Annotated in this window: 11 protein-coding genes and 1 pseudogene; 6 read left to right on the top strand and 6 right to left on the bottom strand. The window is 73.8% G+C overall.

Annotation, left to right across the window (positions count from 1 at the left end; translation table 11 throughout):
* Positions 1-194: 194 nt before the first annotated feature.
* Both IE248_RS19730 and IE248_RS19725 read left to right on the top strand, forming a co-directional pair.
* The gene (locus IE248_RS19730; protein ID WP_073799391.1) at positions 195-734 is read left to right on the top strand and encodes a DUF937 domain-containing protein; all 540 of its coding nucleotides are present in this window, start codon (positions 195-197) and stop codon (positions 732-734) included.
* Positions 735-960: 226 nt separating this feature from the next.
* Positions 961-1,458: pseudogene (locus IE248_RS19725) on the top strand (GNAT family N-acetyltransferase); the annotation flags it as partial.
* Here IE248_RS19725 and IE248_RS19720 read toward each other — a convergent pair.
* A complete protein-coding gene (locus IE248_RS19720) occupies positions 1,409-2,332 on the bottom strand; it encodes an EamA family transporter (RefSeq protein ID WP_008741608.1) in 924 nt (307 codons plus the stop codon). The pseudogene IE248_RS19725 and the gene IE248_RS19720 overlap by 50 nt on opposite strands.
* A 112-nt stretch (positions 2,333-2,444) precedes the next feature.
* Between IE248_RS19720 and IE248_RS19715 the strand changes: the two genes are divergently transcribed.
* Positions 2,445-3,410 (top strand): LysR family transcriptional regulator, encoded by a 966-nt coding sequence (locus tag IE248_RS19715; protein WP_190031281.1) that lies wholly within the window; start codon positions 2,445-2,447, stop codon positions 3,408-3,410.
* A gap of 10 nt (positions 3,411-3,420) precedes the next feature.
* On the top strand, positions 3,421-5,262 hold the full coding sequence (locus IE248_RS19710; protein ID WP_190031280.1) for a glycoside hydrolase family 3 protein: 1,842 nt from the start codon (positions 3,421-3,423) through the stop codon (positions 5,260-5,262).
* 37 nt (positions 5,263-5,299) lie between these two features.
* Here IE248_RS19710 and IE248_RS19705 read toward each other — a convergent pair whose 3' ends face one another.
* The 5 genes from IE248_RS19705 to speB all read right to left on the bottom strand — a co-directional run bounded on the left by IE248_RS19705 (position 5,300) and on the right by speB (position 14,047).
* Complete coding sequence (locus IE248_RS19705; protein ID WP_073799389.1) at positions 5,300-6,733, bottom strand: serine protease; 1,434 nt, start codon at positions 6,731-6,733, stop codon at positions 5,300-5,302.
* Positions 6,734-6,880: 147 nt separating this feature from the next.
* Positions 6,881-7,282 (bottom strand): hypothetical protein, encoded by a 402-nt coding sequence (locus tag IE248_RS19700; protein WP_008741603.1) that lies wholly within the window; start codon positions 7,280-7,282, stop codon positions 6,881-6,883.
* A 149-nt stretch (positions 7,283-7,431) separates the two neighbouring features.
* On the bottom strand, positions 7,432-11,268 hold the full coding sequence (locus tag IE248_RS19695) for an ABC transporter ATP-binding protein (RefSeq protein WP_190031279.1): 3,837 nt from the start codon (positions 11,266-11,268) through the stop codon (positions 7,432-7,434).
* A 164-nt stretch (positions 11,269-11,432) separates the two neighbouring features.
* Positions 11,433-13,073, bottom strand: coding sequence for a thiamine pyrophosphate-binding protein (locus IE248_RS19690; protein WP_190031278.1), 1,641 nt, complete (start codon positions 13,071-13,073; stop codon positions 11,433-11,435).
* A gap of 5 nt (positions 13,074-13,078) precedes the next feature.
* Positions 13,079-14,047, bottom strand: a complete 969-nt coding sequence (speB, locus tag IE248_RS19685) for an agmatinase (RefSeq protein WP_008741599.1) — start codon at positions 14,045-14,047, stop codon at positions 13,079-13,081.
* A gap of 123 nt (positions 14,048-14,170) precedes the next feature.
* On the opposite strand from speB, the gene IE248_RS19680 reads away from it, so the two are divergent.
* Positions 14,171-15,676: a PucR family transcriptional regulator gene (locus IE248_RS19680; protein WP_190031277.1), complete on the top strand. Its 1,506-nt coding sequence runs from the start codon at positions 14,171-14,173 to the stop codon at positions 15,674-15,676.
* A gap of 108 nt (positions 15,677-15,784) precedes the next feature.
* Positions 15,785-16,942, top strand: a complete 1,158-nt coding sequence (locus IE248_RS19675) for an acyl-CoA dehydrogenase family protein (RefSeq protein ID WP_008741598.1) — start codon at positions 15,785-15,787, stop codon at positions 16,940-16,942.
* Positions 16,943-16,958: the final 16 nt, after the last annotated feature.

Here is a 16,958-nt window from a genome sequence, read left to right as displayed (position 1 = left end):
TCCGGCCTCGCGGCCGGACCCCCTCACGGTTACCCCTCCCTCGTCGGACTTCCCGATCCCCCCAGATCCCCTCCCGGAAGTACCGACGCACCATATGACCCTCGATTCCCCCGGACGGTTGCACGCGGAACCGGAGTTTTATTTTTCGTCGACCCGAGGTGCCGGAAAAACGGGACGGAAGTAGCGTTTCCGGCATGAGCGAATCTTCAATCCAGGACGACGTGCTCGGTGAGCTCGGCCCCGACCGGCTGACCGAGATCGCCTCCCTGCTCGGCACCGACGAGAACGGCGCCAAGGAGACCGTCGCGACCACGGTCGGCGCCATGACCGGCGGCCTCCAGCAGCAGGCCGCCGCCGGCGGCGACGACGGCAACGAGGTCCGCCAGGCCTTCGCCGAGGTGGCCGAACCCCCGCTGCAAGGCGTGGCGACGCTCGGCGGCGGGCTGCTCGGCGGCGGCCTGATGGCCGGGGTCCTCGCCAAGGTGAGCAAGCCGGTGGCGGCGGCCGTCTCCAAGAAGACGGGCATTCCCGCGCCGACCGTCGCCCGGGTCATCGAGCTGCTGATCCCCGTCCTGCTGGCCGTCTTCGCCAAGCGCGCGGCGGACACGGGCAACCCGGGCGGCACGGGCGCCCCGGGCAGCACCGCCTCCGGGACGACCCCCGGGGCGGCCCCCGCATCCGGCGGCGGCCTCGGCGACCTGCTGGGCCAGATCCTGGGCGGCGGCAAGAAGTAGCCGGCGGCGGGCAGGAACGGAGGCGCGCAGGCACCGGCGGCGGGCGGGACCCCGCGGCGGGCGGGAGCGGCGGCGGACAGGAGCGGGGCGGCGGGCGGGACCCCGTGGCGGGCAAGACCCCGCGGCGGGCAGGAGCCGGGCGGCGGTCCTGACCCCGTGGCGGCCGGGAGCGGGCGCGCTATCCTCGGGGGCCATGGAGCCCCCTGCTGACACCCCTCCCGCGTGGGTCCGCCTGCGGGATCCGGAGCCCGGCGAGCTGGGCTGGATCGTGCAGCGGCACGGCGCGCTCTACGCCGCCGAGTTCGGCTGGAACCAGGAGTTCGAGGGCCTGGTCGCCCGGATCGTCGCGGACTTCGCCGAGGACCACGACCCCCATCTGGAGCGCGTCTGGATCGCCGAGCTCGACGGGGCCCCCGTCGGCTCGGTGATGTGCGTACGGGAGGACGGCGCGCCCGGGACCGCCCGGCTGCGGCTGCTGCTGGTGGAGCCGGCCGGCCGCGGCCACGGCATCGGAGGCCTGCTCCTCGACGCCGTCGTCGCGTTCGCCCGTTCGGTCGGCTACCGCGAGCTGGTGCTCTGGACCAACGACGTGCTGACCTCGGCCCGTTCCCTGTACGAGCGCGCCGGCTTCACCCTCGTCGCCGAGCACCCGCACCGCTCCTACGGCGTGGCCCTCACCGGGCAGGACTGGCGGCTGCCGCTGCGGGAGGGCTCCCCGCGCTGACGGCGGCCCGGACCCCCGTACGCGCCGGGGCCAGCGAGGTCGCGGCCACCCCGCCGACCAGCAGCAGCGCCGCCACCCAGCGCAGTGCCGAGATCTCCTCGCCCAGCACCAGCGCCGCCGAGGACATCCCGAACACCGGCACCAGCAGCGAGAACGGCGCCACCGAGGAGGCCGGGTAGCGCCGCATCAGGTAGCTCCACGCGCCGAAGCCGAACACGGTGGACACCCACGCCACGTACGCGATGACGGCCGCCCCGGACCAGTCCAGGCCGCGCAGCGCGGCCAGGTCCCGCGCGGGCCCCTCGAACAGGAGCGAGAGCGCGAACAGCGGCAGCACCGGGACGGTGCACACCCACACCATGAAGTTCATCGCGTCGGGCGGGGCCGCCTTGCGGGTCAGTACGTTGGACACGCCCCAGCAGGCGGCGGCCGCCACGACCAGCGTGAAGCCGAGCACGGGCCCGGAGGTTCCGCCGTCCACGGCTGCGACGGCGATCCCGGCGAGCGCGACGCCCATGCCGAACACCCGCACCCGGCCGGGCCGCTCGCGCAGGACGACGGCGGCGAGGACGGCGGTGAAGACGCTCTGGATCTGGAGCACGAGCGAGGACAGCCCGGCCGGCATCCCGGCGTCCATCCCCGTGAAGAGCAGGCCGAACTTGGCGATCCCGAGGAACGCGCCGACCCCCAGGATCCACTTCCAGGCGACCTTGGGCCGCCCGACGAAGAACACGGCGGGCACGGCGGCGACGAGGAAGCGCAGGGCGGACAGGAGCAGCGGCGGGAAGTGGCCGAGCCCGATCTGGATGACGACGAAGTTGAAGCCCCAGACGGCGGCGACGAGGACGGCGAGTGCGGTGTGTACGGGACGCATGATCCGAGCATCGGCGCCCGGACCATGTAGCACCAGCGCGGATCTCTTCCGGAATGGATGAAGCATCGCTTACGGATCCCGGGCGGGCGCGGGGCTGCCTACGATGGGCCGCATGCTCGACCTCTCCCGGCTCCGCGCCCTGCACGCCGTCTCCGTCCACGGCTCGGTCGCGGGCGCCGCGGCCGCCCTCGGCTACACCCCCTCGGCCGTCTCCCAGCAGATCGCCAAGCTGGAGCGCGAGACCCGGACCACGCTGCTGGAGCGGCGCGGGCGCGGCGTCGCGCTCACCGACGAGGCCCGGCACCTGGCCGACACCGCGCAGGAGTTGCTGGCGATCGTCGAGCGGGCCGAGACCACCCTGGAGGAGCGGCGCGGGCTGCCGAGCGGGCTGCTGCGGGTGGCCGCCTTCGCCTCGGCCGCGCGCGGGCTGCTGCCGGGGGTGCTGGCCGACCTGGCCGGCCGGCACCCGGCGCTGGACGTCCGGCTCACCGAGGTGGACCCGCACCTCTCGGTGGACCTGGTGGCCCGGGGCGTCACCGATCTGGCGGTGGCGCACGACTGGGACATCGCCCCGCTGCCGGCGCCCGAGGGCGTCGAGCAGGCGGTGATCGGGGACGACCGCTGTGAACTCGTCGTACCCGAGGGCCACCCCTTCACCACCCGGAGGGTGATCCGGCGGGCGGATCTCGGCGGCCAGCGCTGGGTCTGCCAGCCGCCCGGCCGGGTCTGCCACGACTGGCTGATGCGGACCCTGCGGACGGCCGGGTTCGAGCCGGACGTCGCGCACGTCGCCGAGGAGAACCACACCGTCGTGGCGCTGGTCGCGGCCGGGCTCGGGGTGGCCGTCGTCCCCCGCCTCGGTACCGGCCGGCTGCCCGCCGGGGCGGTGGCCGTACCGCTCGAACCCGCGCCCGTACGCCGGTTGTACGCCCTGTGGCGGACCGGGGCCGCGCGCCGCCCGGCGATCACGGAGGCGGTCCGGACGCTCCGGGAGCACTGGCCCCGGGTGGCCCAGGAGGCGCCCCTTCCGGGGGACGCGGCGAGTGTCCCCCGGCCGGCGGGCGCGGCCCCGCAGTAGGGTCCGGCGCGTGTCGTACCACGCCTCACGCCGGACCCTGCTCGCCGCGGCCGCCCTCGCCGCCGTCACGGCCGGCGGGGCCGCCTCCGCCGCCAGGGGCTCCCGGCCGACGCCCGACCGGCCGCGGCCCGTGCCCGACGACCCGCGGCCGGCGCCCGACGACCCGCGGCCCGGGGACCGGGCGCCCGGACCGGAGCAGGCCGCCCGGCTGCTGGGCCGGATGAGCCTGGAGGAGAAGGTCGGGCAGCTCTTCGTATCGCGGGCGTACGGGCATTCGGCGACCGATCCCGACCCGGCGGACGCCGAGAAGAACCTGGCCCAGTTCGGGGTCCGCACGGCCGCCGAGCTGGTTTCCCGCTACCACCTGGGCGGGGTCATCTACTTCGCCTGGGCCCAGAACACCCGCACCCCGCACCAGATCGCCGAGCTGTCCAACGGCCTCCAGCGGGCGGCCGCCGCGACCGGCGCCGGCGTCCCGCTGCTGCTCTCCACCGACCAGGAGCACGGGATCATCGCCCGGATCGGCAAGCCCGCGACCCTGCTGCCGGGGGCGATGGCGCTGGGCGCCGGGCGTTCCACCGACGCCGCCCGCCGGGCCGGGCGCATCGCGGGCACCGAACTGGCCTCGATGGGGATCCGGCAGGACTACGCGCCGGTGGCCGACGTGAACGTGAACCCGGCCAACCCGGTGATCGGCGTACGGTCCTTCGGCTCGGACCCGCGGGCGGTGGCGGGGCTGGTCGCGGCGCAGGTCCGGGGCTACCAGGGCGCGGGAGTGGCGGCCACCGCCAAGCACTTCCCGGGCCACGGCGACACCGAGACCGACAGTCACGTGGGGCTGCCGGTGATGCGGCACACCCGCGCGCAGTGGGAGGAGCTGGACGAGCCCCCGTTCCGGGCGGCCGTGGCGGCGGGCGTGGACGCCGTGATGACGGCGCACATCGTCTTTCCCGCGCTCGATCCCTCGCAGGATCCGGCGACGCTCTCGCACCCCGTCGTGACCGGGATCCTGCGCGAACGGCTGGGCTTCCGGGGCGTGGTGGTCACGGACGCGCTGGACATGGCCGGGGTCCGCCAGAAGTACGGGGACGACCGGGTTCCGGTCCTGGCCCTGAAGGCGGGCTGCGACCAGCTGCTGAACGCCCCGGACCTGGCCCTGGCGCAGCGCTCCGTGCTGGCGGCCGTGGCGGCGGGCGAGCTGTCCGAAGCCCGGATCGAGGAGTCGGTGCTGCGGATCCTGGAACTGAAGGCCCGCCGGGGCCTGTTCGACGACCCGTACACCTCGGCCGAGCGGGTGGACGCGGCGACGGGCACGGCCGCCCATCTGGCGGCGGCCGACGCGATCGCGGCCGGTACGACGACCCTGCTGGCCAATCCCGACAAGCTGCTCCCGCTGGATGCGGGGGCCGCGCCCCGGCTGCTGGTGACCGGGACCGACCCGGCCTCCCCCAGTGGTACGACGGGACCCCCCACCTCGGTACTGGCCCGGGAGCTGACCGCGCTGGGCTGCCGGGCGAGCGCGGTGGCGCCGGCGCGGGCGGTGGCGGCGGCCCCGGGCCACGCCGCGGTGCTGGTGTGCACGTACAACGTGCCCGACGGGGAGAGTCCGCAGCGCACGCTGGTGACGGAGCTGCTGGCCACGGGCGTGCCGGTGGTCGTGGTCGCGATCCGCAATCCGTACGACCCGGCCCGGCTGCCGCGGTGCGCGGCGGAGCTGGCGACGTACTCCTGGACGGACGTGGAGCTGCGGGCCGCGGCCCGGGTGATCACCGGGGCGGCCCGGCCGGCCGGCCGGCTCCCGGTACCGGTGCCCGGCCGCTACCCGCTGGGCCACGGGCTGGCGTACGGCTGACGCCCCGCCCTCCCGTGGCCCTGGGGCTACCCGGGAGCTACGGGCGCAGCTGCGGCTCGCGCTCCAGCTCCCGCTGGTCGAGCCGCGCGTCCGGCTTTGCCAGCGGCGTCGCGCGGCCCGTGTCGGCGAGCGTGGCGGCCGGGGCCACCCCGGCCCACTGCAGGATCTTCGCGGTGGCCAGCGTCCGCTCGCCGTCCAGGAGCTTGGAGACGCTCGCGCCGTGGTTGGCGCCGGGCGCGATCATCACGTAGCTGTCGCGCACCCCGTAGCCGAGGTGGAACGGTTCGGCACCCCACGGGTCGTTCTGCCCGTACACGAACAGCATCTGGTTGGCGTTCTCGCGGACCCAGTTGTCGACGTCCGTCATGGCCTTCGGCTGGAAGGACATCGGGATGTCACGGGGCACGAAGTTGCGCGGGCCCTGGTAGCCGTAGCGGCTCAGGCTGCCCAGGTGCGGCAGCTTGATCGTGGGCGCGCCAAGCTGCGTACCCGCCTGGTAGTAGTACGGCGTGTACGTCTCCAGGCCCTGGTCGGTGTAGGCCGAGAAGCCGGAGATGGTGTCGATCGAGTCCCAGATCTCCTGGTCGGTCGCGGTGGCGGCCGTCGGGATCCCCCCGCAGTCGGAGAGCAGGCTGTACTGCCAGAAGGCCCACACGTAGTCGAGCACGACGGCCTCGTAGGCCTTGTCGAGGTTGCCGACGGTGTTGAAGGTCCAGCCGTTCTGGGCCGCGGTGGCCGCGTACTTGACCTCCAGCGCGTCACGGCGGACGAGGGCCTCGCGCTGTACGGCGTTCAGCTTGTCGCGGCACTCCTTGGTGCCGACCTTGGTGAAGAAGCGGTCGTAGGCCGAGTCCTCGTTGTTGACCACGTCGTTGGGCGCGACGTACGCGACGACACCGTCCATGTCACGCGGGTAGAAGCGCTCGTAGTAGGTGGCCGTCATACCGCCCTTGCTGGCGCCCGTGGCGAGCCAGTTCTTGGTGTAGATCTTCTTCAGGGCGGTGAAGATGCGGTGCTGGTCGCTGGCGGCCTGCCAGATGTCCAGGTTCGCCCAGTTGGCCGGATCGGGCCGGGAGGGCGTGAAGAATCGATACTCCAGAGACACCTGGTTGCCGTCGACGATCGTCGTCGGCTCACTGCGCCGCGGCGAGGTGTTCACGTTGTAGCCGGAGGTGAAGAACACGGTCGGCCGGGACGTGTCCTTGTGCAGCAGCGTCAGGCGCTGCTGGAAGGTGCCCTTCCAGGGGTTCTTGTGGTCCACCGGCTGCGTGTAGTTCAGGACGAAGAAGCGGTACCCCGGGTACGGCTTCTCCTCGACCAGGCTCATCCCCGGGACGGCGAGAATCTGGTCCTTGATGTCCGCGCCGGCGGCGGGACCGGCGGCTGTGGCCGCCTGTGCCGTGAATCCGGCCGCGCCCATGGTGCCGATGAGCACCACGAGCGACAGCAGCCATCCGAGCGTCTTGCGCATTGACCCTCCCCTTCAGTTCACTGCGGTGCGCGTGAACCTAGCGGGATCAACACATGGATGACCAGACCTAGTTGGGCCGTCAAGAGCTGCCTTTCGGGCCAGGTCCGGCCCCGGCCCGGCCCGGCCGACCTGCGGTTCAGGCGCTGATCAGCACAGAATCCAGCCGGAAGCGACCGAACCGGCCCCCACGCTTCCCTTTACATACACACATCGGTTGATCGCACCAACGGTGACAGGCCCGGCGTAGCGGGTGAATCGCCCGGAATCGCCCACCGGGACTCCGCCACGCGGCTGGATGCTCACCGACATCGCGCGGCGCTCGCCGGGGTGGTTCGCGACGGTCATGGCGCACGCCTGGGTGCGGCTCTTGTAGACGCGCACCTCACCCGTGGAGAAGGGCAGCGAGCTGACCAGCCGGCCCGGACAGCCCCCGCTCGCCGCCTGCGCCGGGGGCGCCATCAGCACCCCGCCGACGCAGAACCACAGGGCCGACCCCAACACCCCGAGGAGCACGGCCCGTCGGCCGGGCCTCTTGCCTCCGTCACTCACGCTGTCCCCCGATCGGTCGCACACGACACCGCCGTACGTACGCACGTACGACGCGCGGACCCCCCGGATGGTTGCACGCGGCAACGGCCGTCCGGGGGGTCCGAAAGGGCACTCCTGGGAAGCGCCAGGTCAGGGCTCAGGCAGCGGGCTCAGGCGGCGGCCCGCTCGTCCTCCCCGACGAAGGTCCGCCACAGCTCGGCGTACCGGCCGCCGCGGGCCAGGAGTTCGGCGTGCGGGCCGTCCTCCACGACCCGGCCCCGGTCCATCACCACGACCCGGTCGGCGCGGGCGGCGGTGGTCAGCCGGTGCGCCACGACCAGGGTGGTGCGCTTGCCCGCGAGCCGCTCGGTGGCCCGGTTGACCTGTGCCTCGGAGGCGAGGTCGAGCGCGGCCGTGGCCTCGTCCAGCAGCAGCACGTCCGGGTCGACGAGTTCGGCGCGGGCCAGCGCGATCAGCTGGCGCTGGCCGGCCGAGAGGTTGCGGCCGCGCTCGGAGACGGCGTGCAGGTAGCCGCCGTCCAGGGTGGCGATCATGTCGTGGGCGCCGACCGCGCGGGCGGCCGCCTCCACCTCGGCGTCGCCCGCCCCGGGCCGCCCGTAGGCGATGGCGTCGCGGACCGTCCCCGGGAAGAGGTACGGCTCCTGCGGGACCACTCCGAGGCGGTGGCGGTACGCGGTCATGTCGAGCTCCCGCAGATCGGTGCCGTCGGCGGTGACCCGGCCGGAGGTCGGATCGTAGAACCGGGCCACGAGCTTGACCAGCGTGGACTTGCCGGCGCCGGTCTCGCCGACGAAGGCGACGGTCTGCCCGGCGGGTATCCGCAGGCTGATTCCGGCCAGCGCCTCCCCCTTCTCCCCCCGCTCCTCGGCGGTGCCGTAGGCGAAGCGGACGTCCTCGAAGGCGATCTCGCCGCGCAGCCCCGCGACCTCGCGCGGAGCGGCGGGGCGGGGGGTGCTGGTGGGCTCGCGCAGCAGGCCCTGGATCCGGCCGAGGGAGACGGTGGCCTGCTGGTACCCGTCGAAGACCTGGGAGAGCTGCTGCACGGGGGCGAAGAACAGGTCGATGTAGAGCAGGTACGCCACCAGCGCGCCGGTGGTGAGGGTGCCGGCCTCGACCCGGCCCGCGCCGACGATCAGCACGGCGGCCGCGGCGCCCGAGGACAGCAGCTGCACGAACGGGAAGTAGACCGATATCAGCCACTGCCCGCGCACCCGGGCCTCGCGGTACGAGTCGCTCCGCTCGGCGAACCGGGCGGCGCCGGAACCCTGCCGGCGGAAGGCCTGGACGATGCGCAGCCCGGAGACGGACTCCTGGAGGTCGGCGTTGACCAGGCTGACCCGGTCGCGGGCGAGCTCGTAGGCGGCGACCGACCTGCGGCGGAACACGACGGTGGCGACGACCAGCACGGGCAGGGTCACGAAGACGATCAGGGCGAGCTCGACGTCGAGGACGAGCAGCGCGATCAGGATGCCGAAGAAGGTGAAGACGGAGACGACGGCGGTGACGAGCCCGGTCTGCAGGAAGCTGGAGAGGGAGTCCACGTCGGTGGTCATCCGGGTCATGATCTTGCCGGTCAGCTCGCGCTCGTAGTAGTCGAGGCCGAGGCGCTGGAGCTGGGCGAAGATCTTGACGCGGAGCGCGTACAGCACGCGCTCGCCGGTACGGCCGGTCATCCGGGTCTCGGCGAACTGCGCGGCCCACTGCGCCACGACGACGACGAGGGCGAGGCCGGCGGCCGCCCAGACGGCGCTGAGGACGGCGTCCTCGACGCCCTTGTCGATGCCGTGCCGGATCAGGATCGGCAGGAGCAGCCCGGAGCCGGCGTCGAGGGCGACGAGGGCGAGGCTGATGGCGAGCGGCGCCCAGAAGCCGCGCAGCAGCCGGCGCAGACCATAGCTCTCCTCGGCGGCCGCGGCGCGGGTCTCGTCCACATCGGGGGTGTCCTCGGCGGGCGGCAGCGCGGCCACCTGCGCGAGCAGTTCGGGGGTGGCCGGCATGCCGGCCATGGCGGCCCCGGGGGCGGGAGCGCCGGAGCCCTCGCTCTCCTCCTGGCGGCGCCAGAGCTCGGGGGTCACCCCGTCGGCGACCCGGCGCTTGGCGTTCACCGGCTCGGAGTCGATCTCGGCCTCAAGCTCGATGTCGCGCTCGATGTCCCCTTCCAGATCGCGCTCGATCTCCCGCTCGATCTCCCGCTCGAACTCGCTCAGCACGGGCGCTTCGGGGGTGCGCGGCGAGCCGGCGCCGAGCGCGTCCGGGTCGGTGAGCAGCCGGCGGTAGAGGGGCGAGCGGCGCTCCAGCTCGGCGTGCGTGCCGATGTCGGCGAGCCGGCCGCGGTCGAGGACGGCGATCCGGTCGGCCAGCGCGAGCGTGGAGCGGCGGTGGGCGATCAGCAGCGTGGTGCGGCCGGCCATGACGGTCCGCAGCGCCTCGTGGATCTCGTGCTCGACGCGGGCGTCGACGGCGGAGGTGGCGTCGTCGAGGAGCAGCAGCCGGGGGTCGGTGAGGATCGCCCGGGCGAGGGCGATGCGCTGGCGCTGGCCGCCGGAGAGGGTGAGCCCCTGCTCGCCGACCTTGGTGTCGTACCCGGCGGGCAGGGCCTGGATGAACCCCTCGGCCTGGGCGGCGCGGGCGGCCGCCTCGACCTGCGCGTCGGTGGCGGCGGGGTGCCCGAAGGCGATGTTGGCGCGGATGGTGTCGGAGAAGAGGAAGGAGTCCTCCGGGACCAGGCCGATGGCGGCGCGCAGCGAGTCGTACGTCAGCTCGCGGACGTCGCGCCCCGCGACGCGGACGGTGCCGCGGTCGGCGTCGTAGAAGCGCGGCAGGAGGAGGGAGACGGTGGACTTCCCGGAACCGGAGGCCCCGACGAGGGCGACGGTCTCGCCTTCGGCGAGGGAGAGGGAGAAGCCGTCGAGGACGGGGCGCCCGGGGTCGTATCCGAAGGCCACGTCCTCGAACTCGACGGTGGCGGGCGCGTCGGCGGGCAGTTCGGCCGCACCTTCGCGGATCGAGGGCTCGGTGTCGATGAGCTCGCAGACCCGCTCGACGCCGGCGCGGGCCTGCTGGGCGACGGTGAGCACCATGGCCAGCATGCGGACGGGGCCGACGAGCTGGGCGAGGTAGGTGGAGAAGGCGACGAAGGTGCCGAGGGTCACCTGGCCGCGGGCGGCCATCCAGCCGCCGAGGGCCAGCATGGCGACCTGGGCGAGGGCGGGCACGGCCTGGAGGGCGGGGGTGTAACGCGAGTTGAGGCGGATGGTCCGCATCCGCCCGGCGAACAGCAGGCGGCCGGCGGCGCGCAGCTTGCCGGTCTCCTGCTCCTCCTGCCCGAAGCCCTTGACGACGCGGACGCCGGTCACGGCGCCGTCGACGACGCCCGCGACGGCGGCGGCCTGGCCCTGGGCGTACCAGGTGGCGGGGAAGAGCCGCTTGCGGCTGCGCTTGGCGATGAACCAGAGGGCGGGGGCCATGAGCAGCGCGACGAGGGTCAGCAGCGGGGACAGCCACAGCATGACGCCGAGGGATATCCCGAAGAGGAGGAAGTTCCCGATGGTCATCGGGAGCATGAAGAGCAGCCCCTGGATGAGCTGGAGGTCGCTGGTGGCCCGCCCGATGACCTGGCCGGTCGACAGCTCGTCCTGGCGCCGGCCGTCGAGGCGGGCGATGGTGTCGTACATGTCGGTGCGCAGGTCGTGCTGCACGTCGAGCGCGAGCCGTCCGCCGTAGTACCGGCGTATGTAGGTCAGTACGTAGACGAGGACCGCGGCGGCTATGAGCAGCCCGGCCCAGACGCCCATGGACTTGGTCTTGTCACCGATGACGTCGTCGATGATCACCCTGGTGACCAGCGGCACGAACGCCAAGACGGCCATGCCGGCCAGCGAGGACCCGAGCGCGAGCAGCACATTGACCTTGTACCGCCAGGTGTAGGCGGCGAGCCTCCTGCCCCAGCCCTGTTTCCCCTGAGCCGCCGTCTCTGCCGCCGCCACGTGATGCCTCCCCGTTGGTCCGGTCCTGCCGCCTCCCCCAACGCCCCGACCGGCGGATTTCATCCCGCCGCAACAATCGCACTCCCGTGCGTGACGCCGCATGCCCACATCCCCCGTCCGGGGGACCCCTCACCCGTTCGCGGCCGCCATGCCCCGCGACGTCTCTACGCCCGAGCCCCGCGGGGGTGGAGGAGTACGAGGGAGGGGCCCGGGGTTTTGAGGGCCTTGGTGAGATCGGCGCGGAGGGACTGCGGGGTGGTGGTCGTCGCCGGGACTCCGAAGGAGGCCGCCAGGGCGGCGAAGTCGGGGCGGGCCGGGTCCGCGGCCGTCTCGCGCGGGGCTTCGTCGTCGCCGTCGTCCACGATCAGCCAGGTGACGTCCAGGGCGTGCTGGACGGCCGTGGCCAGTTCGGCGATCGCGTACATGGCGCCGCCGTCGCCGGAGACGGCCAGGACCGGGGTGCCCGGTTCCGCGACGGCCGCGCCGAGGGCCGCCGGGAAGGCGTAGCCGAGGCCGCCCGCGCCCTGGGCGGAGTGCATGGTGTTGGGATGCTTCGGGTCGAACGCGGACCAGGCCCGGCAGGACAGGGCCGTCATGTCCCAGAAGGACGGGGAGCGCGGGGGGAGGGCCGCTCGGATCGAGGCCAGGAGTTGGTGTTCCGGAGCCTGCGCCTGGGGCGTCGTGCGGGCCGCGATGTCCGCGAGGAGCAGGCGGACGCGTTCCGGCGCCGTCGGGTCCTCGCGTCCGGCGACCGTTTCCAGCAGGGCCTGGAGCGCCAGCCGGGCGTCCGCGTGGATGCCGAGGGCCGCGTGGTTGGACTCCAGCTTGCCGAGGTCCGCCTCGATCTGGACGACCCGGCCCGTCGGGAAGAACGTGTGGTGGTTCGAGGACAGCTCGCCGAGGCCGGAGCCCACGACCAGCAGGACGTCCGCGTCCTCCAGGAAGTCCGTCGTGTGGCGGTCCTCCAGCCAGGACCGGAGGGACAGCGGGTGGGTCCAGGGGAAGGCGCCCTTGCCGCCGTAGGTGGTGACCACCGGCGCGTTGAGCCGCTCCGCGAGCAGGCGCAGCTTGCCCGCCGCGTCCGAGCGGATGACCCCGCCGCCCGCGATGATCACCGGGCGGGCGGCGTTCTCCAGCCAGTGCGCGGCCACGGCGGTCAGCTCGGGTCGCGGCGCCAGCTCGTGCGGGGTCGCGTCCACACCCGTGACCTGCGGGATCACGGTCTCGTCGCGCAGGACGTCCTCCGGGATCTCGACGTACACCGGACCGGGCGGTGCCGTCAGCGCCGACTCCCAGGCCTCCGCGATCACCGAGGGGATCTGGGAGGGGGTGCGCGCGCTGTGGACCGACTTGACCACCTCGCGGAAGGAGGCGGACTGGTCGCGCAGCTCGCCCAGGTGGCCGCGGCGGCCGCCGCCGAGGCCCGCGACCGGGACCTGCGCGCAGATCGCCACGACCGGGGCGGAGGCCGCCGCGGCTTCCGCCAGGGCGGGCAGCGCCATCAGGGCGGCCGGGCCGGCGGACAGGAGCAGCGGCACCGCCTCGCCGGTCATCCGGCCGTACGCGTCCGCCGCGAACCCCGCGTTGTTCTCCGTACGCAGACCGACGAACCGCAGGTCGGAGCGGCCCACGGCGTCGAAGAGGGCGAGCGCGCGCCGCCCCGGCAGGCCGAAGACGGTGTTCGCGCCGAGGGAGCACAGCGTCTCCACGACCAGGTCCCCGCCCGTCCGGCCCGGCGGCGGCGCGAGGGCGGCCGCCCGCTGGACCTCGGTGGGACGGAGTACCAGGTCGTGGTCGTGCGTCACGGTGCTTAGTTGCCCTTCGCCTTCGCCGCCGCGATCTGACGGCTCATGATCGTGGTGAGCTCGTACGCGGTGTGCGAGGCCGCGACCGAGGTGATCTCGGCGTGATCGTACGCCGGGGCGACCTCGACGACGTCGGCGGAAACGAGGTTGCAGGACGACAGGCCGCGGATGATCTCCAGCAGCTCGCGGGAGGTCATGCCGCCGGCCTCCGGGGTGCCGGTGCCGGGCGCGTGCGCCGGGTCGAGCACGTCGATGTCGATCGAGATGTACAGCGGACGGTCGCCGATGCGCTGGCGCAGCTGGTCCGCGACCTCGTCGGCGCCGCGCCGGTAGACGTCGGCCGAGGTGACGATGCCGAAGCCCATCTTGGCGTCGTCGTCGAGGTCCTGCTTGCCGTACAGCGGGCCGCGGGTGCCGACGTGGGAGAGCGCCTCGGTGTCGAGGATGCCCTCCTCCACCGCGCGGCGGAACGGGGTGCCGTGCGTGTACTCGGCGCCGAAGTACGTGTCCCAAGTGTCGAGGTGGGCGTCGAAGTGGAGCAGGGCGACGGGGCCGTGCTTCTTGGCGACCGAGCGGAGCAGCGGGAGGGCGATGGTGTGGTCGCCGCCGAGGGTCATCAGGCGGGAGCCGGCGCCGAGCAGCTCGTCGGCGGCGGCCTCGACCGTCTCGACGGCCTCGTTGATGTTGAAGGGGTTCACCGCGATGTCACCGGCGTCGGCGACCTGGGCCAGCGCGAAGGGGGAGGCGTCCTGCGCGGGGTTGTACGGGCGCAGCAGGCGGGAGGCCTCGCGGATCGCGTTGCCGCCGAAGCGGGCGCCGGGGCGGTACGAGACACCGGAGTCGAACGGGACGCCGACGACGGCGACGTCGGCGGAGCCGACCTCGTCGAGGCGGGGCAGGCGCGCGAAGGTGGCGGGGCCCGCGTAGCGCGGGATGCGGGAGGAGTCGACGGGTCCGCGCGGCTGCGTGCTCATGAGGGGTGCCCCTTTGTGTGTTTTTGTACTGACGTGTGCGGTCCTTCGAGCGTAAGCCGCCTCCCGGGGGCCGCGAAGTGTACGTTTCATCCACAGGCCACCCTCGATGTGTACGGAGTATCCATGCCGGCCACCTCCTCCGCCTCGGCCACGCCGCCCACGCCCGGGGTCGAGCTCACGGCCCTCCTCGCCGACCGGGAACTCGGGCTGCGCGCCCTGACCGGCGCGGGCGAGCGGGCCCCGGCCGTCGCGGTGCACGCCGTCCACGCCTCCGAGATGGCGGACCCCTCCCCCTATCTGCTGGGCGGGGAGCTGCTGCTCACCGCGGGCGCCCAGCTGGAGGCGGACGCCGACGCGTACGTCGCCCGGCTCGTCGCGGCGGGCGCGGCCGCGCTCGGCTTCGGCGTGGCGCCGGTGTACGAGGAGGTGCCCCCGGAGCTGGCCGCCGCCTGCGCGCGGCACGGGCTGCCGCTGCTGGAGGTCCCGCCGCGCACCCCCTTCACCGCGGTCGCCCGCACCGTGTGGCGGCTGATGGCCGAGGCCCGGACCCGGGAGCTGCGCCGGGTGACCGAGGCCCAGCAGTCGCTGGCCGCGGCCGCCGCCCGGCCCGATCCGGTACCGGCGCTGCTGCGCCGGCTGGCGGCGACCCTGGGCGGCCACGCCACCCTGCTCCCGGCGGGAGGACAGGACCCGGGGCGGGACGCGGGCCAGGGCACGGGGCAGGACGCGGGACAGAGCGCGGGCCAAGGCACCGGTCAGGCAGCGACCCGGCACGCCGGGCGGGACCTGCCCCCCGAGGCCGCCGGGGCGCTGGCCGCGCTCCTCACCCGGGTCGGGGCCCCGGGCGGCCCGGCCACCGCGACCGACGCCGCGGCGGGGTGGCAGCTGACGGCGTACCCCCTGGGCGGCGAGGGCCAGGTGCTCGGGGTCGCCGTCCCGGACCGCACCCCGGGCGATCACGCGATCACCGCGATCGCCGCCGTCCTGCTGACGCTGCTCACTACGCACCGGCCGGCCGGGACGGAGGCCGGGGCGCTGACCCGGCTGCTGCTCGGCGGCTCCCCCGCCGAGGCGCTCGGCCCCGGCCCCTGGCACGTGGTGCACGCCCGGGGCACGGGGGATCCGCAGGCCCTCGCGGCGGCGCTGGGCACCGTACTCGTGGACGCCCGCGGGGAGGAGGTGCGCCTGCTGGCCGAGCGGGAGCCCGGCCCGCTGCCCGGCTGGCGCCTGGGGGTGAGCGCGCCGGCGGACCCCGGGGCGCTGGCCGGCGCCGAGGCCCAGGCCCGGCGGGCGCTGCGGCGCGCGGAGGCGGCCCGGGCGCCGCTGGCCCGGCACACCGCTGGGGGCCTGGACGCGCTCCTCGATCCGGCGGAGGCGCTGACCCATGCGCGGGAGCTGCTCGCCCCGCTGGCCCCGGAGCAGGTGCGGACCCTGCGGGCCTGGCTGGCCCACCACGGCAGCTGGGACCGGACGGCGGCCGCCCTCGGGGTGCACCGCAACACCGTCCGCCAGCGCGTCGCCCGCTGCACCGCCCTGCTCGGGCGCGACCTCGACGACCCGGACACCCGGATGGAACTGTGGTTCGCGCTACGGACTCTGGACAGGCAGGACAACTCGCCGGTAACTTAAATTGAGCAAGCGCTTAGACATCCGCCGTTGCCTGAGCGACCACGACGGCGCGCAACCACCTCCGCGAGAGCGGCGGGCGGTTTAGCCGCAAAGAGGAGGGCCGCCACAGTGCGCCGTACCGTTTTCAGCGAGGACCACGAGGCGTTCCGCGAGACCATCCGCGACTTCATCGAGGCCGAGGTCGTCCCCGTCTACGACGAGTGGTTCGCCGCCGGCCAGGCGCCGCGCGACTTCTACTACAAGCTCGGCGAGCTGGGCATCTTCGGGATCAACGTCCCCGAGGAGTTCGGCGGCGCGGGCCTGGACACCCACAAGTTCGAGGCCGTCCTCTACGAGGAGACCTCCCGCGCGGGCGTCAACTTCGGCGGCTCCGGCGTGCACGTGCTGCTCGCCCTCCCCTACATCAAGATGCTGGCCGACGACGAGCAGAAGAAGCGCTACCTGCCGAAGTTCGTCTCCGGTGAGGAGATGTGGGCCCTGGCGATGACCGAGCCGGGCACCGGCTCCGACGTCGCGGGCATGAAGACCACCGCCAAGCTCTCCGAGGACGGCACGCACTACGTCCTCAACGGCTCCAAGACCTTCATCACCGGTGGCGTCCACGCCGACCGCGTGATCGTCTGCGCCCGCACCTCCGCCCCGCGCGAGGACGACCGCCGCTTCGGCATCTCCCTCTTCGCCGTGGACACCAAGTCCGAGGGCTACTCGATCGGCCGCAAGCTCGACAAGCTGGGCCTGCGCACCTCCGACACCGCCGAGCTGGCCTTCGTCGACGTCAAGGTCCCGGTCGAGGACCTGATGGGCGAGGAGAACAAGGGCTTCTACTACCTCGGCGCCAACCTGCCCTCCGAGCGCTGGGGCATCGCCTTCGGCGCGTACGCGCAGGCCAAGGCCGCCATCCGGTTCGCGCAGCAGTACGTGACCGAGCGCACCGTCTTCGGCAAGCCGGTCGCGCACTTCCAGAACACCAAGTTCGAGCTGGCCGCCTGCCAGGCCGAGGTGGACGCGGCCGAGGCCGTCGCCGACCGCGCCCTGGAGGCCCTGGACGCCGGTGAGCTGACCGCCGCCGAGGCCGCCTCCGCGAAGCTGTTCTGCACCGAGGTCGCGCACCGCGTCATCGACAAGTGCCTCCAGCTGCACGGCGGCTACGGCTACATGAACGAGTACCCGATCGCCCGCCTGTACGCCGACAACCGCGTGAACCGCATCTACGGCGGCACCAGCGAGGTCATGAAGTCCATCATCGCCAAGTCGATGGGGCTGTAAGGGACCGTCGGGCCAG

Origin of the sequence: Streptomyces goshikiensis (assembly GCF_014650555.1) — a bacterium.
GTDB lineage: Bacteria > Actinomycetota > Actinomycetes > Streptomycetales > Streptomycetaceae > Streptomyces > Streptomyces goshikiensis.
This window is presented reverse-complemented; position numbering and strand designations above follow the sequence as displayed.